This window comes from Streptomyces sp. NRRL F-6676, assembly GCF_000725625.1.
Classification (GTDB): Bacteria; Actinomycetota; Actinomycetes; order Streptomycetales; family Streptomycetaceae; genus Streptomyces.
Map to the genome: position 1 here is coordinate 1 of NZ_JOHS01000067.1, position 19555 is coordinate 19555.

16 protein-coding genes are annotated in these 19555 nt (G+C 72.6%); 9 read left to right on the forward strand and 7 right to left on the reverse strand.

Annotated features, from left to right (window positions below):
* Positions 1-288, forward strand: a 288-nt coding sequence (locus IO29_RS28055) for a methylmalonyl-CoA mutase family protein (protein WP_030382618.1), incomplete at its 5' end; no start/stop codon positions are given.
* 33 nt (positions 289-321) lie between these two features.
* On the opposite strand, the gene IO29_RS28060 is transcribed toward IO29_RS28055, so the two are convergent.
* Positions 322-1746, reverse strand: a complete 1425-nt coding sequence (locus tag IO29_RS28060; protein WP_030382619.1) for an FAD-dependent monooxygenase — start codon at positions 1744-1746, stop codon at positions 322-324.
* A gap of 95 nt (positions 1747-1841) precedes the next feature.
* On the opposite strand from IO29_RS28060, the gene IO29_RS28065 reads away from it, so the two are divergent.
* Positions 1842-2519, forward strand: coding sequence for a TetR/AcrR family transcriptional regulator C-terminal domain-containing protein (locus IO29_RS28065; RefSeq protein WP_051707960.1), 678 nt, complete (start codon positions 1842-1844; stop codon positions 2517-2519).
* A 319-nt stretch (positions 2520-2838) separates the two neighbouring features.
* Here the strand turns inward: IO29_RS28065 and IO29_RS28070 are convergent, their stop codons facing one another.
* The 3 genes from IO29_RS28070 to IO29_RS28080 form a co-directional block, all read right to left on the reverse strand.
* Positions 2839-5556, reverse strand: a complete 2718-nt coding sequence (locus tag IO29_RS28070) for a glycosyltransferase family 4 protein (protein WP_158709381.1) — start codon at positions 5554-5556, stop codon at positions 2839-2841.
* A gap of 231 nt (positions 5557-5787) precedes the next feature.
* Positions 5788-7191 carry an alpha-2,8-polysialyltransferase family protein gene (locus IO29_RS28075; RefSeq protein ID WP_051707961.1) on the reverse strand — a complete coding sequence of 468 codons (1404 nt, stop codon included), beginning with the start codon at positions 7189-7191 and terminating at the stop codon, positions 5788-5790.
* Positions 7191-8177 carry a glycosyltransferase family 2 protein gene (locus IO29_RS28080; protein WP_030382623.1) on the reverse strand — a complete coding sequence of 329 codons (987 nt, stop codon included), beginning with the start codon at positions 8175-8177 and terminating at the stop codon, positions 7191-7193. Before IO29_RS28080 ends, IO29_RS28075 begins: the two co-directional genes overlap by 1 nt.
* Positions 8178-8375: 198 nt before the next feature.
* Here IO29_RS28080 and IO29_RS28085 point away from each other — a divergent pair, with 198 nt between their 5' ends.
* From IO29_RS28085 to IO29_RS28115, 7 genes are all read left to right on the forward strand, one after another.
* The gene (locus IO29_RS28085) at positions 8376-9737 is read left to right on the forward strand and encodes a DUF6716 putative glycosyltransferase (protein WP_030382624.1); all 1362 of its coding nucleotides are present in this window, start codon (positions 8376-8378) and stop codon (positions 9735-9737) included.
* Positions 9738-9790: 53 nt separating this feature from the next.
* Entirely contained in the window at positions 9791-11032 is a 1242-nt protein-coding gene (locus IO29_RS28090; RefSeq protein ID WP_030382625.1) for an N-acylneuraminate cytidylyltransferase, read from the forward strand.
* A gap of 12 nt (positions 11033-11044) precedes the next feature.
* Entirely contained in the window at positions 11045-11983 is a 939-nt protein-coding gene (locus IO29_RS28095) for an N-acetylneuraminate synthase family protein (protein WP_030382626.1), read from the forward strand.
* A 25-nt stretch (positions 11984-12008) separates the two neighbouring features.
* Positions 12009-13106 (forward strand): hypothetical protein, encoded by a 1098-nt coding sequence (locus IO29_RS28100; RefSeq protein WP_030382627.1) that lies wholly within the window; start codon positions 12009-12011, stop codon positions 13104-13106.
* Between the two features lie 213 nt (positions 13107-13319).
* Complete coding sequence (locus tag IO29_RS28105) at positions 13320-14546, forward strand: amidohydrolase (protein ID WP_030382628.1); 1227 nt, start codon at positions 13320-13322, stop codon at positions 14544-14546.
* Positions 14547-14749: 203 nt separating this feature from the next.
* Positions 14750-15826, forward strand: a complete 1077-nt coding sequence (locus IO29_RS28110; protein WP_033226660.1) for a BMP family lipoprotein — start codon at positions 14750-14752, stop codon at positions 15824-15826.
* A gap of 312 nt (positions 15827-16138) precedes the next feature.
* Positions 16139-17209: a sigma-70 family RNA polymerase sigma factor gene (locus IO29_RS28115; RefSeq protein WP_030382630.1), complete on the forward strand. Its 1071-nt coding sequence runs from the start codon at positions 16139-16141 to the stop codon at positions 17207-17209.
* Here the strand turns inward: IO29_RS28115 and IO29_RS37115 are convergent.
* The 3 genes from IO29_RS37115 to IO29_RS28130 all read right to left on the reverse strand — a co-directional run bounded on the left by IO29_RS37115 (position 17102) and on the right by IO29_RS28130 (position 19535).
* Complete coding sequence (locus IO29_RS37115; protein WP_078618510.1) at positions 17102-17488, reverse strand: STAS domain-containing protein; 387 nt, start codon at positions 17486-17488, stop codon at positions 17102-17104. The two genes, IO29_RS28115 and IO29_RS37115, sit on opposite strands and share 108 nt — an antisense overlap.
* Before the next feature lie 299 nt (positions 17489-17787).
* The gene (locus IO29_RS28125; protein WP_030382632.1) at positions 17788-19071 is read right to left on the reverse strand and encodes a thymidine phosphorylase; all 1284 of its coding nucleotides are present in this window, start codon (positions 19069-19071) and stop codon (positions 17788-17790) included.
* Positions 19072-19142: 71 nt separating this feature from the next.
* Positions 19143-19535, reverse strand: coding sequence for a cytidine deaminase (locus tag IO29_RS28130; protein WP_030382633.1), 393 nt, complete (start codon positions 19533-19535; stop codon positions 19143-19145).
* Between the last annotated feature and the right edge of the window lie 20 nt (positions 19536-19555).

A 19555-nucleotide genomic window follows, 5' to 3' on the forward strand; every position in this document is an offset into this window, starting at 1 on the left:
GTCGTCGGCGTCAACCGCTTCCAGCTCGACGAGGAGGAACCCTACGAACCCCTCCGCGTCGACCCCGCCATCGAGGCCCGCCAGGCCGAACGCCTGGCGGAACTCCGCGCCGAGCGCGACCAGCCGGCGGTCGATGCCGCCCTGGCGGCCCTGAAGAAGGCGGCCGAGGGCGACGACAACGTCCTGTACCCCATGAAGGAGGCGCTGCGCGCCCGCGCCACGGTCGGCGAGGTGTGCAACGCGCTCCGCGAGGTGTGGGGGACCTACGTGCCGAGCGACGTGTTCTGACGCCGGCCGCGCGGCGCCCCCCTCCCGGCCCTCTCACACCGGCAGGCGCCGGACCTTCCGCGCGTACTCCCACACGGCGTCCCTCGACGTCCCGTCGCCCGCCCAGCCCACGTACCCGTCGGGCCGGACGAGGTAGAGGCCGGTGGTGTAGGCGCCGTGCGGGGAGATGCGGACGGTGCCGGGGACGTCCGCGTCGACCCCCACCGCCAGCGGGGTCCACTGCGGCCCCTGGAACACGTCGAAGAGGCGCTTCCCGTCGACCGTCGCGTCGGGGGCGCGGTCGCCCGCCCGCAGGGCGTCCTCCGGGAGGTTCTCCCGGGTCTCCACCGACAGCGACGACTCCCGGTAGTGCAGGTGGAGCTGAGTGGTGTCCGTGCCCCGGCGGGTCTCGCCGCGGTGCACGCTCGTGGACAGGCTGAGCATGCCGGCCGCGATGGCCCGCCGCTCCTCCTCGTAGGTGTCCAGCAGCGCCTTCGGCGCCGACTCGCGCAGTACCGCGCCCAGCTTCCAGCCCAGGTTGTAGGCGTCCTGGACGCTGGTGTTCAGGCCCTGGCCGCCGGCCGGGGAGTGCGCATGGGCCGCGTCCCCGGCGAGGAAGACCCGCCCGTCCCGGAAGCTTTCCGCCAGCCCCGTGCGCGGCCGGAAGGCCGAGGCCCAGCGGAGCTCGGTGACGTCCTCGGCGGCCAGGTGGGTGCGGGCGGCGACGACCTTGCGGACGCCCTCCAGGGAGAGGTCCGGGGTGACGCCTTCCGCGAAGCGGGCCATGATCTGGAAGTCCTCGGTGCCCGCGAGCGGGCAGATGGCGATCAGCTCCGGGTCGTCCTTCTCCGCGGGCGGGAACATGTGCCAGTTGTCGCGGTCGAGTCCGGTGAGCCGGACGTCGGCGACCATGTTCGGGTACGGGTCCACCTGCTCGCCCGTCATGCCGATGCCCAGGGTCCGCCGTACCGTCGAGCGGCCACCGTCCGCGGCGACGGCGTACTGGGCGCGCACCGTGCCGCCGTCGGCGAAGGCGACCGTGACCCCGTCGTCGTCCTGCGTGAGCCCGGTGACCTGCCGGCCGAAGGCGACCGTGCCGCCGAGCTCCAGCAGCCGCGCGTGCAGGATCTCCTGGGTGCGCCACTGCGGCACCATCCACGGCCGGTTGTACGGCATGCTCTCGCTCGGCTCGAGCGGGTCGAGCAGCTGATCCTCGCCCAGCCGCTGTCCGTCGCGCCACCTCAGCACGGCGGGGTAGTGACCGGCGACCGCGGTGATCGCGTCCACGATGCCGAGGTCGTGGAAGACCTCCATCGTGCGCGGCTGGATCCCCTTGCCGCGCGAGCCGGGGAAAAGGGTGTCCTCTCGCTCCACGACCAGCGCGTCCACGCCGCGCCGGGCCAGGTCGATCCCGAGTGCCAGGCCGGTGGGGCCCGCGCCGACGATGAGCACGTCCGTTGTCACGGCGGCAGGAGTCATCGTGTCATTCTCCTTAACGATGTTAAATACGCTTCAGGTTCGAGCATGCCTTTAACGTTGTTAAGTGTCAAGTGGGCGCTGTAAAGTCGTCGGATGTGAGCACGGAACGGACGGAAAGCACCGCACGCGGCGAACGGCGCGTGCCCCTGGACCGCGCGCGGGTCGCCGAGACCGCGCTGCGGCTGCTGAACGAGGTGGGCCTGGAGGGCATGACCGTGCGCGCCATCGCCCGCGAACTGGACGTCAAGGCGCCCGCACTGTACTGGCACTTCAAGGACAAGCAGGCCCTGCTGGACGAGATGGCGACGGAGATGTTCCGCCGCATGGTCGCGAGCACCCGGCTGGACCCCGCCGACACCTGGCGGGAGCGGCTGCTGAAGGCCAACCTCGGCCTGCGCGCCGCCCTGCTCGGCTATCGCGACGGCGCCCGCGTCTTCAGCGGCTCGCGCTTCACCGGCGGCGTGCACGGCGAGCAGATGGAGGACACCCTGCGCCTCTTCACCGAGGCCGGCTTCACCCTCGCCCAGGCGGTACGGGCGACCCAGACGGCGTATCTGTTCACCATCGGCTACGTCACCGAGGAACAGGGCGTCCAGCCCGTCCCCGGCGAACGCCGCGAGGGCTACGACATCGAGGAACGCGCCCGCATGCTCGCCGCGTACCCCCTGACGGCGGCGGCCGGCCGTGAGATCTTCGCGGACTACGACCACCACTTCGAGGAGGGTCTCGCGCTGCTGGTGGCGGGGGTGGGGGCGCGGTACGGCATCGCGTGACGCGATGCCGGGCCTCCGGTCCCGTACCGGAGGCGGCGTAGGAGCGCGGCCTCGGGAACCGCTCCCTGGGGGAGCTGCCCCGGGCCGGCTGACCTCCCCGCCGCGCCCGGCGTAGTGGTACACGGCCACCATCGGCGCGGCGGCCAGGCGGAACCCGGCCGGGGAGCGCGGCCGCCCCTCCCGCCGCGGCGCGGCCCGCCGGTCCGGCGCCGCGGTCACGGCGGGCGCGCCGGGCGGCCGCGGCGCCGTGCGCACGACCGTCCCGGCCACGACCGTCCCGGCCACGAGGGTCCCCCTGGCGGTGGCGGGCCGGCGGCCGTCACTCGGATTTCAGGAGCCGGGCCGAGCGGTTGCCGAGCTGGAGGCGGACCGCCTCCTTGCGGGCGAGCTGCCTGATGGAGCGGCCGCGCGGGCCCATCAGCGCCGCGACGCGCGCGATCTCCGTCCAGACCCTGGCCCGGTCGCCGCCCGCGATCCCGGCCGCCGAGAGCAGTCGGCAGGCCGCCTTGACGTCGTCGCGGCGCGCCCGTATCTCGGCCATGCCGATGAGGACGTCGACCGGCTGCCTGCGGCGCAGTATCTCGGTGCCCACCCGCAGCGCGTCGTCGAACCTGCCCGCCTCGAAGTGCCGGGTGAAGTCCTCCGCGAGGAACTTGCCGTTGCGGGAGAGCACCGCGGAGAAGCGTGCGGGGGAGGAGCCGCCGTCGGCCGCCGGGAATTCGTCCGGCCCACCCGTCTCCCCCTCTTCGTACTCCTCGTCGTTCCCGTTGGTGACGGCCGTGTCCCGCGGCGTCCGGTCGTCCGGGCCGGGGAGCCCGAGTGCCGTCGTCATCCGGGCGGTGAACGCGGGGATGTCGAACAGTTCCTCGACGTCGCGGTAGTCCTTCTCCGACACCTCTTCGTCCAGGGCCCGGCGCAGCGCCTCCAGCGCCGCCTGCGGGGTGTACTCGGCGAAGGACCGGTAGCCGGGGACGCCCTCCAGGACCTCCCGGGAGCCCACCCGGTGATAGGTGACCGTGCGCAGCCGCTGCTGCACCGCCTCGACCACCGAGAGCGGCATCGGGTCGTCCACGCTGGAGAGGAAGAAGACGTCGGAGGCGGCGAGTTCGTCCCGCACCCGGTCGCGGGAGAGCGCGCCCATCCACTCCACGCGGTCCGACAGCAGCGTCGTGCTCTTGATCCGCCACGTCCTGTGGCCGATCCAGGCGAACCGCCACGGCAGCCCCTGGGTGTGCGCCAGCTCGGCGACGCGCGAGAAGAGGTCGAGCCCCTTGCGGTCCTGCATGGAGCCGACCATCACGATGCGCGGCGCGCCGTCCGGGACCCGCCGCGCGAGGGGGCGGTGGGTGTCACGAGGGACCGTGTTGTAGACCACGACCGGTTCGCCCACGCCCAGTTGACGGAACATGTCCGCCTGGGCGGTGGAGACGCACAGGACCTTCAGCCGCGGCAGCAGGGACAGCATCTCCTGGTGCCGCAGCGTGTGTTCCCCGCCCTCGAAGTTCATGACGTACTCGGTCTCGTGCGCGTACAGCGCCACCGCCCTGCCGGTGTCGAGCAGCGCCTGGACCAGTTCGTTGGCCAGCGGCGAACGCCAGAACGGGGCGAGGCTGTTGACCAGTACGACCTCGGCGTCCCCGAGGTCGGCGAGGACGTCCGTGGAGCGGGTGTAGGCGCCGAGGTCGAAGTAGCGGACGTCCACCGGGCTCTGCGAGAGGAGCGCCTGGGTGTACGTGAGCACGGGGATCGCCACACCGGTGACGTACGAGAAACCGAGACCGAGGACCGCCAGCGAACGCGGCCGCTCCACCTGCCGCTGGATCGCCTGGAGCGCCCGGTCCGCCCGCGAGAGCTCCCCGCCCGGCTCCTCCCGCGGCGCCGACGCCTGCCGGGCCCGCCGCTCCCCGGGGACGCCGGCCTCCTGGACGACGCGCAGCACGCGCTCGGCCACGTCCTCGTGGAAGGCGAGGAAGTGCTCGACCGGCTCGCCGTGCACATTGGCCGCGAACTTGCCCGAGCGCCGCAGGTCGGCGGTGACGTCGGCGAGTTCCCCGACGCTGCCCACGTTGCGCAGCAGCGGGTGGTTGACCGTGGGGAAGACGATGTTGAGCGGTGGCGGGCTGAACAGGATCAGCGGGGTGCCCGCCCGCAGGGTCTGGAGATACGTCGTCGAGAAGAAGGTGACCGCGAGGTCGTAACCGTCGAGCGCCTCCGCGTCCAGCAGCGCCTTCTCGTCCAGGACCGTCACGTCGGGCAGGGTGCGCAGCCAGCCGAGGTGGCCGTCGAGCGTCGAGGGGTGCGGCTTGATCTCGACCTCGCCGAACTGGGCCAGTGCCGCGCACAGGTCGGCGAGTTGCTCACGGTGGTCCGCGCGGGAGAGCTTGCGCTGGTCGGACAGAGGCTGGTCCAGGACGACGATGCGCAGCGGTGCGCCAGCTTCCTTGCCGTGCCGGTGTGTGGTGGAGCGGGCGGCGCGCAGCAGGGCGGGGTCGTCGCTGTGGCCGAGGCCGCCGGTGATGTGGACCGGGACGGCGGAGTCGGCGGAGCGGAACATCAGGTGCTGCGCGGTGGCGGGCCCCCAGACGCAGACGGCCGCGACCGAGGAGGAACCGTAGTACCAGTTCTGGTCGTGCAGCCCGGGCCCGGTCTCCTTGAAGTGGAAGTCCAGATGCCCGTCCTGCACCAGGACCAGCGGCAGCGAGGCGCCCAGCGCCCCGGCCACCCGGCGTCCGCGCTGCGACTGGTCGTTGAACAGCACCAGCCGGTCGATGCCCTCCTGTTCGGTGAACAGACGCAGCCGGGCGCCGAGTTCCTCGAGGAACTCCGCCTCGCTCAGTGCCTCGTCCACCGTGAACAGGTTGCGCACCGCGAGGCCGTCGAGCCGGGCCGCCGTCTCCTCCTCGATCCAGCCGGCGACATTGCCGTCCCGGTCGGCCGTGACCAGGTGGAACGAGTGGTCCCCGGCCTGAGAGGCCCGCATGATCCGCGAGGCGAGATGGACGCCATTGCGGTTCTCGACAAACACAGCGATACGCATGGAAGTATCAGTCCGCTCCGCATACTCGGGAATCTCGGGAAGAAAGGAAGAAGAGGCCCGGACGCGGCAGGCCCCGTGCGGGTGCGGCCGGAAAAAAGTCGGGAACATCTCCTTCTGCGCATGAAATATGAGCCTGTTTCCCCGGGTGTCGAACGCCGGGGAAACCAGGGGTGAACATTCCATGTGCGGCCGGTGCCGCTGGTGGTGCCGTGGCCGGTGCCGCGGGTGGTGTCAGCGCCGTTTGGCGCCGCCGCCGCCCGATTTCGCCCGGCGCACCGCCTTCCGCATCGCCCGTGCCCGCCGCACCACCCGTCGCGCCGTCGCGTTGTTCGGCAGGAAGGCCAGGCGCTCGGGGATGCCGCCGGGCAGGCCGAGCGAGGTGAGGCGCTTCTTGCGGAAGTAGCGGCGGGTGCGGGGGGCGAGGTGGGCGGAGAGGTAGCGGGTCGCGGCCGGGCGCAGGGAGCGGTGCAGCTGGGGCTGCATGACGAAGCCGACCGCGGTGACCAGCTCGGTCAGCCGGTCCGCCGGCACCGGCTCCTCGCCGGGCCGTCCCTCCAGGTCCGGCAGCAGCGCGTCGGCCAGCACCACCGGGACCCGGTTGCTGTTCTGGTACGGCGTCAGCCGCTCCAGCAGCAGCTCGGTGCCGACCCGGGCGACCGGCAGGTCGTAGAACGCGGACGCGGTGAACAGCGCGGTCGAGAAGCAGCCGACGACCAGCGCGGGCCGGGCCCGTTCGAACAGCACCTCGGCGAGGACCGGCGTGTCCAGGACGGTCAGCTCCACGCCCAGCTTCTCCGCCTCCGCCTCCAGGACCCGGCTGTAGCGGGCCGGTGCGGTCGGGTGCGGCTTGAAGACGAGGGCGCGGTGGCCGCGTTCGACCGCCCCGCGCGCCATCGACACATGCAGCCGCTCCTCCTCCTCGGGGGAGAGGATGCCGAGCGCGGACAGGTACTGGCCGAGCAGCAGCGCCGCCCCCTCGGGCAGCTCCGGCGGCTCCGGCACGGCCGAACCGAGCTCGCCGAGGACCTTCAGGAAGGCCGGCGTCGGCACCAGATGCGCCGGGACGTCGAACTCGGTGAGCAGCAGCGGCGTCAGCCCCGGCACGAGGTCCAGGTGGAGCAGCCGGCGGACCCGGGTGCCGACCAGCGGGTCCAGCTTGTTGCGCGTGGGGCCGTAGCTCATCAGTCCGTCGGCGTAGACGTCGACCGGCGCGTCCGTGAACAGGGTGGCGATCGAGAGCGCGGGCGCGACCTGAAGCGACTCCAGGGCCAGCTCCACCCGGTCCTCGCCGAGCCCCCACAGCAGTCGCAGATACCGCTCGAACAGGGGGACGTCGTCGGGGCGCGGCGTCCAGGCGCCTGGGTGGAAGGGGCGGATCGCCTCGTTCCAGGACAGCACGCCGTCGAAGTGCGCGCGCAGCGGGGCGAAGCCCGGCATCTCGTCCAGGGCGGGGGTGGTCTCCGGGGTGGTGGAGTTGTTGCAGACCAGCAGCAGCCGCCGGTCCGCCTCGGCGAACAGGCCGGATTCGAGGGCGGCGGCCAGGGTGGCGGCGCCGTAGAGGGTGGAGGCGCAGAAGATCTGCGTGGTCCGGGGGCGGGTGGCCCCGGGGCGCTGCTCGTGGTGGTTACGGGGCATCACGCGGCCGCCTTCGCTGTGGTGATCCGGCGTCGCAGCCGCCGCAGCTTCGCCGCGCGGTGCAGATCCATGGTGTCGAGTACGTCGCCGAGCGCGTCCTGCGGCATGCGCCGGATCGCGGCCGCGCTCATCGCCCGCAGCTGTCTGGCCACGGCGGGTTCGAACTTGCCCTCGTCGGCGAGGTGGTGGGCGATGATCGCGCAGTACGTGCGGACCGCCTTCGGCAGCAGCCGTGCGGCGTCCGCGTCCCGCGCCGTCTCCTCGATCACCTGATCGAAGGCGCGGATGAAGTCGAGTTGACGGACGTCACCGATCTGGGTGAGGGAGGAGGCGACCCCGCGCCGGTAGAACACGCCGAGCAGCCCGACCACGGCGAACGACTCCGCCTCGCGGTGCAGCTTCCAGATCCACGGCCGGTCCTCGGCCGTGCGCAGCCCGTCCGTGAAGTGCAGCAGACCACGGTCGACCAGCCGCCGGTGGTAGATCCCGGCCCAGGCGTAGGCGTAGTCCACGGAGGTGCCGCGCTCGGCGGGCAGGATCGACTCGCGCGGGTTCAGCACCTCGCCCCGCCGGCCGACCGGCACCCGGTGCACGGTGCGGGCGCGGGCGGTGGCCTGCACATGGTCGGTGCGGACGAAGTCGCAGCCCAGGTCCTCGATCGCGGCGAGCAGCTGCGCGAGGTAGCCGGGGGCGAGCCAGTCGTCGCCGTCGAGGAACGTCAGATACTCGCCGCCCGCCGCGTCCAGACCGGTGTTGCGCGCGGTGGCGAGTCCTCCGTTCTCCTCGTGGCGGACGTACCGCACCCGGGCGACGCCGGAGAGTTCCTCGGCGGCGCGTTCGAGCAGGGCGGGCGTCTCGTCCCTGGAATGGTCGTCCACCAGCACGAACTCGAAGTCCTTGCGGGAATTGAGCCGCAGACTTCTGAGCGTGTCCGGCGCGTATTGCTGGACGTTGTAGAACGGCACGATCACGGAGAGCTTGGGCACCCGCGAAACGCTAGGAGGCGCCCCGGCTGCGGAACTTTCCGGTGGGCGTACGGGGCGTGAACTCCATGTGTCGGAACGGTGCACCGCGTGTGCGTCGGGGAATTCCAGGGGCCGGTTCGGTTTCCGGTGGTGTGTTGTTAACTTCTCGTTGATTCCTGGTTGGGCCGTGCATCGGAATCGCTTCCTAGCGTCGTCGACGTGCCAGCAAGTACACCGAAGCCCACGCGCATCGCCGTCCTGGCGGACTCCGACACCCGCTGGAAATGGGGTGCGCTGACCGCCGCGCGGATCGCGCCGGGCGCCTCCATGGAAGCCGGGCCGCGCGAGGCGGCGCAAGCCGGGACGGCGGCGGCCGGCCCCGCGCTCGACGGCTTCCTGCTGCGCGGCCGGGCCACGCCCACGCCGCGCCAGCTGGCCGAGGTCGGCGTCCACGCCGACTCGCTGCGCGAGGTCACCGCCGTGGAGTTCCTGCGCACCATGGCGGAGAAGGAGTACGACGTCGTCGTGCTCGCCCTCGTCGGCGGCGGCGTGCAGGCGATGCTGCACGGCCTCAAGCGGGTCTGGGAGGGCCGCGCCCACCGCCCCGTGGTCGTCACCGGCTACGTCGGCGTCGTCTACGAGAAGCTCGCCGACGGCCTGCTGCTGCGGCACGGCGCGGACCTCGTCCTCGCCAACTCCCGTCAGGACGCGGAGCGTTTCGCCGCCGTGTACGAGGGGGTCGGCGCGGACGCCTCCTCGGTCACGGAGGTGGCGCTGCCGTTCCTCGGCGGCGCGGCCTACACCGGCGAACACGACCCCTACACCGTCGTGTTCGCCGCCCAGCCCTCCGTGCCCGCCGGCCGCAAGGAGCGCGTGTACCTGCTCGACCGCCTGGTGCGGCACGCCCGGCAGCACCCCGAGCGCGAGGTGCTGCTCAAGCTGCGCTCCAAGCCGGGCGAGCACACCACGCACATCGAGGAACTGCCCTACCAGAAGCTCGCCCAGCGGGCCGACCTGCCGTCCAACCTCCGCCTGGTCTACGGGCACATGGGGGAGGTCCTGGACCGCACCGACCTGCTGGTCACGGTCAGCTCGACGGCCGCGCTCGAGTCGCTGCACCGCCGCATCCCGACCGTGGTCCTCACCGACCTCGGGGTGCGCGAGGTGCTCGGCAACCACCACTTCACCGGCTCCGGCTGCCTCGCCTCCTGGGACCAGCTCGACGCCGGGCACCGTCCGCGGCCCGACGCGGACTGGGTCGCCCGGCAGGGGGTGGCGGCCGACGGCTCCTACGACACCGCGTTCGACGCCGCCCGCGAGCGGATCGCGAAGCTGCTGGCCCAGCCCGGCGGGCTGCCGCCGCTGACCCCGTACTACACGCCCGCGACGGCGCCCGGCTATCTGCCCGGCATCCTCGCCCGCCACCACCTCGGCCCGGACGGCAGCCCGCTGCCGGGCGCGCCCGCCGCCGACCGCGAGCCGGGCCCGGTCCGGGAGATCGTGCGCCGCGCGGCGCGCGGCGCCTACCGGCACGGGGTGCAGCGGGTCGCCCCGGTGATCCGCCGGATGGGGGAGCTGTGAGCGCCCCGGCCGTCCGTCGAGCAGTCCCGATTCCCTCCCGAGGAGCAGAACCCATGACCAGTCCGGATGCGGGCACCGCCATGCGCCGGGTGCTCGCGGTGATCCCCGCGCGCGGCGGCTCCAAGGGCGTGCCCGCGAAGAACCTCGCCCCGGTCGGCGGGGTGCCGCTGGTGGCCCGCGCGGTGCGCGAGTGCCGCGCCACCCGCCTGGTGACCGACGTCGTCGTCTCCACCGACGACCACGCGATCGCCGCCGTCGCCCGCGAGGCCGGCGCCGAGGTCGTACTGCGCCCCGCCGCGATCGCCGGCGACACGGCGACCTCCGAGGCCGCCGTACGGCACGCGATGGACGCGCACGAGGCCCTGCACGGGGCGCCCGTCGACGTCGTCCTGCTCGTGCAGTGCACCAGCCCCTTCCTGGTCCGCGAGGACATCGACGGGGTGGCGGGCGCGGTCGTCGAGAAGGGCGCCGACACGGCGGTCACCGTCGCCCCCTTCCACGGCTTCGTCTGGCGGGACGGCGGGCCCGGCGACCCCGACGCGGACGGGGGCCACGGCGTCAACCACGACAAGTCCTACCGCCCCCGCCGCCAGGACCGCCCCCAGGACCTGCTGGAGACCGGCGCCGCCTACGCGATGGACGCGGCCGGCTTCCGCACCCACGGCCACCGCTTCTTCGGCCGCACCGACCTGGTGCGCACCGACCCGGCCCGGGTCCTGGAGATCGACGACCCGCACGACCTGGCCCGCGCCCGCGCCCTCGCGCCGCTCTTCGACGCGAACAGGCCCGGCGCGCTGCCGACCGCCGCCGACATCGACGCGGTCGTACTCGACTTCGACGGCACCCAGACCGACGACAGGGTGCTGATCGACTCCGACGGACGGGAGTTCGTCTCCGTGCACCGCGGGGACGGCCTCGGCATCGCGGCCCTGCGCCGCAGCGGCCTCAAGCTGCTGATCCTGTCCACGGAACAGAACCCGGTCGTCGCCGCCCGGGCCCGGAAGCTCAAGCTCCCGGTGCTGCACGGCGTCGACCGGAAGGACCTCGCGCTGAAGCAGTGGTGCGAGGAGCAGGGCATCGCGCCCGAGCGCGTGCTCTACGTCGGCAACGACGTCAACGACCTCCCGTGCTTCGCCCTCGTGGGCTGGCCCGTGGCGGTCGCGAGCGCCCACGACGTCGTGCGCGGCGCCGCACGCGCGGTCACCACCGTCTCCGGCGGTGACGGCGCGATCCGGGAGATCGCCGGCTGGATCCTCGGCCCCTCCCTCGATTCCCCCGCCCCCCTCACCAAGTAAGGGAAGAACCCCATGAGCACGTACTCCCGCATTCGCAAGCTCGGTGCCCGCGAGGCCGGCCCCGGCCGCCCCGTCTACATCACCGGCGAGATCGGCATCAACCACAACGGCGAGCTCGACAACGCCTTCAAGCTGATCGACGCGGCCGCCGAGGCCGGCTGCGACGCGGTCAAGTTCCAGAAGCGCACGCCCGAGATCTGCACCCCGCGCGACCAGTGGGACATCGAGCGCGACACCCCCTGGGGCCGGATGACGTACATCGACTACCGCCACCGCGTCGAGTTCGGCGAGGACGAGTACCGCCAGATCGACGCGTACTGCAAGGAGAAGGGGATCGACTGGTTCGCCTCCCCGTGGGACACCGAGGCCGTCGCCTTCCTGGAGAAGTTCGACGTCCCCGCCCACAAGGTGGCCTCCGCCTCCCTGACCGACGACGAGCTGCTGCGCGAGCTGCGGGCGACCGGCCGTACGATCATCCTCTCCACCGGCATGTCCACGCCGAAGCAGATCCGGCACGCGGTGGAGGTCCTCGGCAGCGACAACATCCTCATGTGCCACGCCACGTCGACCTACCCGGCGCAGGCCGAGGAGCTGAACCTCCGCGTCATCAACACCCTCCAGCAGGAGTACCCGAACGTCCCGATCGGCTACTCCGGCCACGAGACGGGCCTCCAGACCACGCTGGCCGCGGTCGCGCTCGGCGCCGCGTTCGTCGAGCGGCACATCACCCTCGACCGCGCCATGTGGGGCTCCGACCAGGCCGCCTCCGTCGAGCCGCAGGGCCTCCAGCGCCTCGTCCGCGACATCCGCACCATCGAGGCCTCCCTCGGTGACGGCGTGAAGAAGGTCTACGACTCCGAGCTCGGCCCGATGAAGAAGCTGCGCCGTGTCTCCGGTGTCGTCGCGGAGGCGGAGATCGCCGCGGCTGCGGGCGAGCCGGTCACGGTCTGACACGGGACGGGACGGTCGTACGCCGATGAGCCCCCGCGCCGGATCACCCGGCCCCGGTCCCGGCACTCTCGCCTTCGTCGAGAGCCCGGTGCAGCTGCTGAACGTCCTGGAGTGGGCGCACGCGCACGCCCCGGACGGGCAGTGGCCGCCCGGCGCGGGCCTCACCCTCGTCGTCCTGTCCCCCGTCGATCCCATGACCCGCGGCCAGCTGCGCCGCATGGCCGAGCTGGCGCGGGAGGAGGGGCACGAGGTGCGCTGGGAGGAGGCGCGCGGCGGCACCCTCGCCCCCTTCCAGACGGTGGGCGGACTGACCTCCCTGCTGCGCCGGGCGCGGCGGGTGGTCATGGGCGACCCGTTCTCCCGCTACGTCCAGCTGCTGCTGACCCTGACGAAGGCGGCCGAGCTGGTCGTGGTGGACGACGGCACGGCGACGATGGAGTTCGTCACCCAACTGGCCCAGGGCGAACGCCTGGTGCGCTGGCACCGCAAGGGCGGCCGCCCGGGCCCGCGGGACCTGATCTTCGCTCCGGTGTCGTCCTCGGCCCGCCGCCGGCTGACCCCGACGCCCGAGCGCACGGTCGAGATCTTCTCCTCCATGCCGATCGAGGAGATCCCCGACGGCGTCACGGTCGCGGCGAACGACTTCGCCTGGACCCGTTCCCGCTTCGGCCCCCCGCGCGTCGCCAAGGGCGCGGACATGGTGGGCACCTCGCTGGTGGAGACGGGCGTGGTCGACGCCGACCGCTACCTGGACGCGGTCCGCACCCTGGCCAAGACCCACGGCGCGACCCGCTACTTCGCCCACCGCCGCGAGAGCACGGAGAAACTCCACCGCCTGGCGGTGGAGACGGGCCTGGAGATCGTCCGCCCCGACCTCCCCCTGGAACTCATCGCCCGCCGCGGCCCGGTCGGCCGCACGATCCTCAGCTTCCCCTCCACGGTCGTCCACACCCTCCCGCTGGCCCTGGCCGGCACGGAGGTCCGCGTCGCGGTCTGCGACATAGACCCCACCTGGCTCACCACCAAGGCCTCCCCCCGCGCCCAGGGCTTCCTCTCCGGCGTCACCAGCACGGCGAGGGACATCCACCGGCTGCCGGGGACGTCGGCGGTGGTGGCGGGGTAGGGGGACGAGGAGGGTACGGGTGGGAGTGTGGTGGAGGTCACATCGTCCCGGGGGCGTGCCCGACTCGGCCGACAAGTCCGGGCAGTTTACCCAGGCGTGAAGGTCGTCATGCGGCGCTCGCCCGGGTTTTTTTCGCCCAACGGCCTGAACTTTTGTTGATCACGGGTTAGTTGTGCCCCCGATCGGCCTACCCTTCAAAGGGTGAACCATGTGATGTCCCCAGAGTCCGAGGCCGACATCCCGGGGAACGCTGTGCTCCCCGGCGCACTGCCCGCCGCCCTGCACGCCGAGCTCGTGGCCTTCCGCCGCGATCTGCACATGCACCCGGAACTCGGCCACCAGGAGTTCCGTACGACCGCCGCGATCAAGGCCCGGCTGGAGAAGGCGGGGCTCACGCCACGCGTCCTCGACGGCGGGACCGGCCTCGTCTGCGACATCGGTGAGACGGGGGACCGGGCCGACGGCCCGATCCTCGCCCTGCGCGCCGACATCGACGCGCTGCCCATCCCGGACACCAAGGCCGACTGCGCCTACCGCTCCACCGTCCCGGACCGTGCCCACGCCTGTGGTCACGACGTGCACACCACAGTCGTCCTCGGCACCGCGCTCGTCCTCGCCGAACTGCACCGAGAGGGCCGGCTGCCGCGCGGCGTGCGGATGATCTTCCAGCCCGCCGAGGAGGTGCTGCCCGGCGGCGCCTCCGACGTCATCGCCTCCGGCGCCCTCGACGACGTCGGCCGCATCATCGCCGTGCACTGCGACCCGAAGGTCGACGCCGGCCGCATCGGCCTGCGCTACGGCGCCATCACCTCCGCCTGCGACCGCGTCGAGATCGCCCTCGACGGCCCCGGCGGCCACACCGCGCGCCCCCACCAGACCACGGACCTCGTCACCGCCGCCGCCCGCGTCGCCCTCGACGTGCCCGCCCTGGTGCGCAACCGGGTCGACGCCCGCAGCGGGCTCTCCGTCACCTGGGGCCGCATCGAGTCCGGCCACGCGCCCAACGTCATCCCCCAGCACGCCGAGCTCTCCGGGACCGTACGGTGCCTGGACCTCGACGCCTGGCGGATCGCGCCCGACGTCGTGCACGCCGCGGTCGACGAGATCGCGAACATGTACCGCGCCAAGTCCGAGATCAACTACATCCGGGGCGTCCCGCCGGTCGTCAACGACCCCGTCGTCGCCGAACTGCTGCGCGACGCGATGACCGCACGGCGCGGCGACGACTCCGTCGAGGACACCCCGCAGAGCCTCGGCGGCGAGGACTTCTCCTGGTACCTGGAGCACGTGCCCGGCGCCATGGCCCGCCTCGGTGTGCGCCGCCCCGGCGACCACACCGTCCGCGACCTGCACCAGGGCGACTTCGACGCGGACGAGCAGGCCATCACCGTCGGCGTGGAGATGTTCACGGCGGCGGCGCTGCTGCACCCGGACCACTGACGATCCCGTCCGGCCGGGCCCGTACGGTCCGGCCGGGCCCGTGTCGTCGAACGGCGGCACGAATCGGTAACGGCCGCGCGGTATCCCGTTCCCCCGTACTTCTACGCGCGTTACTGTGCGCCCGAATCGCTGCCGCAGCGGCGCGTTCGACGGAGCTGACCGGCCACGGGTGCCGGGAACGAAGGGTGCTTGTCGTGCGTTCGATCTCCCCCAGAACCAGGTTCTCCCGCGCCGCGGTGGCCGTCGCCGTCGTCGCTCTCGCCGCCGCCGGGTGCGGAAAGTCCAGCAGCGAGGCCAACAACTCCGACGACGGCTCGGACAAGAGCGCGTCGGGCGGTTACTCCGGCAAGGGCATCGGCCTCGCGTACGACATCGGCGGCAAGGGCGACCAGTCCTTCAACGACGCCGCGTACGCCGGTTTCGCCAAGGCGGAGAAGGAGTTCAAGATCGGCGGGCGGGACATCGAGCCGCAGGACGGCGAGTCCGACGCCGACAAGATCCAGCGCCTGACCACGCTCGCCAAGGCCGGCTACAACCCGATCATCGGCGTCGGCTACTCCTACGCACCCGCGGTCAAGGAGGTCGCCGCGAAGTACCCGAAGGTCACCTTCGGCATGATCGACGACGAGACGATCAAGGCCAAGAACGTCGTCGACCTGGTCTTCAGCGCCGAGCAGTCCTCCTACCTCGCCGGTGTCGCGGCGGCCAAGGCCAGCAAGAAGGACCACATCGGCTTCATCGGCGGCGTCGACATCCCGCTCATCCACACGTTCGAAGCCGGCTTCGACCAGGGCGCCAAGTCCGTCAACCCGAAGATCAAAATCGAGTCGCAGTATCTGACGGAGACCGCGGCCGAGGGCGGCTTCTCCAGCCCCGACAAGGGCCAGAGCGCGGCGGACGGCCAGCTCGACGCGGGCGCGGACGTCATCTACCACGCGGCCGGCCTCTCCGGGCAGGGCGTGATCAAGTCCGCCGCCACCCACAAGGCGTGGGCGATCGGCGTCGACTCCGACCAGTACAAGCAGTCGGCCCTGGCCAAGTACAAGGACCACATCCTCGGCTCGGCGCTGAAGAACGTCGGCGGCGCGGTCTACGACCTGGTCAAGTCCGTCCACGAGGGCAAGCCCCTGAGCGGCGTCGTCGTCGGCGACCTCAAGTCCGGCGGCGTCGGCTTCGCGGACTCCAACCCGAAGTACCGCGCAATGAAGGACGTGGTCGCGGCCGTGGAGCAGGCGAAGCAGGACGTGATCGACGGCAAGGTCACGGTGGCGACGAAGTAGGGGGGCGGTACCGGGCTGGGGTCCCTGCCGCGCCCCGCAAGGGGCGCGGGGCTGTGCTGATCTGCGGCTCTGCCGCAGGGGCGCGGGGAACTGCGCGAGAAGCCCCACCGGCGGTCAGCCGAAAACCCACCCCGGGGTCCAAGGGGCGGAGCCCCTTGAAGGGATGGGAAGGGTAGGGGCGGCGGGGGCGATCAATCCCCCGACCAGCCCCTTCCTCCATCCGGGGCGCGATTGTCAGTGCCCTCCGGTAGCTTCCGAAGTGCGGGGGGACACAGCGCCCGTACACGCACACGGCCACAGGGGTGGGTGGACATGAACGACGGCACGGCAATCGCACAGGACCCGGCACAGCCACCGCCGGAACCTCTGGATGCCCGGCTCGAACGCCACCGCGTCGAGCTCACCGGCTACTGCTACCGCATGCTCGGCTCCTCCTTCGAGGCCGAGGACGCGGTCCAGGACACCATGGTCCGCGCCTGGCGCAGCCACGACCGCTTCGAGGGCCGCTCCAGCCTCCGCTCCTGGCTCTACCGCATCGCGACCAACGTCTGTCTGGACATGCTGAACGCCGGCAACAAAAGGGCCCGCCCGATGGACCTCACGGAATCCACCCCGCTCGCCCGGGCCGCCCTGGCCCCCCGCCCTGACCACACCTGGCTGGAGCCGGTCCCGGACGCCCGCGTCCTGCCGGTCGCCGGCGACCCGGCGGAGGCGGCCGTGGCCAAGGAATCCGTCCGGCTCGCCTTCATGGCCGCGCTCCAGCAACTGCCGCCCAAACAGCGGGCGGTACTGATCCTGCGCGAGGTGCTCGCCTGGCGGGCCGGCGAGGTCGCCGAGCTCCTCGGCACCTCGGTCGCGTCGGTGAACAGCGCGCTCCAGCGGGCCCGCGCCACCCTCGCCGAGCGCCCGCCGGGGGAGGGCGCCGACGCCGCCGTCTCCGACCCGCTGGACGAGGAGCAGCGCAAGCTCCTCGAACGGTACGTCGCCGCGTTCGAGGGCTACGACATGACGGCGCTGACCGCCCTGCTGGCCGAGGACGCCATCATGACGATGCCGCCGTTCGACCTGTGGCTGCGCGGCCCGGAGGACATCACCGGCTTCATGACGACGCTCGGCGCGGCCTGCGCGGGCTCGCACCTGGTGCCGGTCGAGGTCAACGGGCTGCCCGGGTTCGCCCAGTACAAGCCGGATCCGGAGACGGGCGGGTTCACGGCGTGGGCGGTGCAGGCGCTGGAGATCTCGCCGGCGCCCGACGGTGCCGGGTCCTCGGCGGCGTCAGGCGGCCGGATCACCGGGTTCCACTGCTTCCTCGACACCCAGCGGTGGTTCCCGCTGTTCGGGCTCCCCCTCCACCTCGAGAGGAAGCCCGAGAAGGCCGAGTAGCGCGCGCAGCTCGGGGGACGGGCCGCGGACGCGGAGGTGTCCGCCGGCCCGGCGGGCGGCGAGCTGGAGGCGGGCGAGGACGTCGACGAGGGCGAGGCCGCCGGTGACGACCCGGCCGACGTCACAGACGACGGCACCGCCCGGGGCGGACTCCAGCCGCGCCCGGACGTCACGACTCAGCCGCCCCACGTCGTCCCGGCCGACGAACGGGGGCAGCACCAGCACGGGCGGTGTCTCGGCGTCCACGGTCGGTAGACGGTGGGAGCTTGTGGAACTCATCGGTGGGGTGGGGGGAGCGGTGGGGTTGTTTTCGCCCCCGCCGCCCCTACCCGTCCCGTCCTTCACCCGGGGGCTCCGCCCCCGGGCCCCCGACGGGGCTCCGCCCCTTCAACCCCGGGAGAGCTCGGGTGGGTGGGGTTCGTCGGGGAGTGCGGGTGGGTGGGGACTTCTCGCGCAGTTCCCCGCGCCCCTGACGGGGCACGGATGGCTGCTCGCGCCCCCGCGGCGGAGCCGCAGATCGGATACGGTCCCGCGCCCCTTACGGGGCGCAGGGAGCCGTGGGCCGGGACAGTGCCACGTCAGGCGATGCGTTCCAGGACCACTGGGGTCGGGTTGAACTCGGCGCCCTTCGCGGCGATGTCGCACGCGCCGTCCAGGGCCTGGAGGGCGTACTCGAAGCGATCCGGGGTGTCCGTGTGGAGGGTGAGGAGGGGCTGGCCCTGCTCCACGCGGTCGCCGGGCTTGGCGTGGAGTTCCACGCCGGCGGCCGCCTGGACCGGGTCCTCCTTGCGGGCGCGGCCGGCGCCCAGTCGCCACGCGGCGACGCCGATGTCGTACGCGTCGAGGCGGGCGACGACGCCCGAGGCCGCGGCCGTCACCACGTGCTGCTCCCGGGACGTCGGCAGCGCCGCGTCCGGGTCGCCGCCCTGCGCGCTGATCATGCGGCGCCAGACGTCCATCGCGGAGCCGTCGGCCAGTGCCTTGGCCGGGTCGGCGTCGGGCAGTCCGGCCGCGTCGAGCATCTCGCGGGCCAGGGCGAGCGTCAGCTCGACGACGTCCGCCGGGCCGCCGCCCGCGAGGACCTCCACCGACTCGCGGACCTCCAGCGCGTTGCCGGCGGTCAGCCCGAGCGGCGTGGACATGTCGGTGAGGAGGGCCACCGTCTTCACGCCGTGGTCCGTGCCCAGGCCCACCATCGTGCGGGCCAGCTCCCGCGCGTCCTCCACCGTCTTCATGAAGGCACCACTGCCGACCTTCACGTCGAGCACCAGCGAACCCGTGCCCTCGGCGATCTTCTTCGACATGATCGAGGAGGCGATCAGCGGGATCGACTCGACCGTGCCGGTCACGTCCCGCAGCGCGTACAGCTTCTTGTCGGCGGGGGCGAGCCCGTCGCCGGCCGCGCAGATCACCGCGCCGACGCCGTCGAGCACCGACAGCACCTCCTCGTTGGAGAGCTGCGCGCGCCAGCCGGGGATCGACTCCAGCTTGTCGAGCGTGCCGCCGGTGTGGCCGAGGCCGCGCCCGGACAGCTGCGGCACGGCCGCGCCGCACGCGGCGACCAGCGGGGCGAGCGGCAGCGTGATCTTGTCGCCGACGCCGCCCGTGGAGTGCTTGTCGGCGGTGGGCCGGGAGAGCGTGGAGAAGTTCATGCGCTCGCCGGAGGCGATCATCGCGGCGGTCCAGCGGGCGATCTCGTGGCGCTCCATGCCGTTGAGCAGGATCGCCATGTTGAGGGCGGCCATCTGGTAGTCGGCGACCTCGCCGCGGGTGTACGCGTCGATCACCCAGTCGATCTGCGCGGCGCTGAGCTCACCGCCGTCCCGCTTGGCGCGGATGACGGAGACGGCATCCATCGACAACGACGTCATGGGTCTCGATTTCCTTCCGGTGGAGCATGGGGGATCGGGGAGCACGAACGGGGCGGGCCGGCTCAGCCGGCCAGATGGTCCGGGCCGAACGCCTGCGGCAGCATCGCGGACAGCGGCAGGATCCCCGCCGGGGTCTCCAGGAGCATGTCGGGCCCGCCGAACTCGTACAGGAGCTGCCGGCAGCGGCCGCACGGGACCAGGCTCTCGCCCCGCCCGTCCACGCACACGAAGTGCGTCAGCCGCCCGCCCCCGCTGTTGCGCAGCTCGGAGACGAGCCCGCACTCGGCGCACAGCCCGAGCCCGTAGGAGGCGTTCTCCACGTTGCAGCCGGTGACCGTGCGCCCGTCGTCGACGAGGGCGGCGACGCCGACCGGGTAGCCCGAGTAGGGGGCGTAGGCGCGCGACATCGCCGCGCGCGCCGCCTCCCGCAGGGACTCCCAGTCGACGTCGGACAGCTGGGGACCGGGGGTGGTCG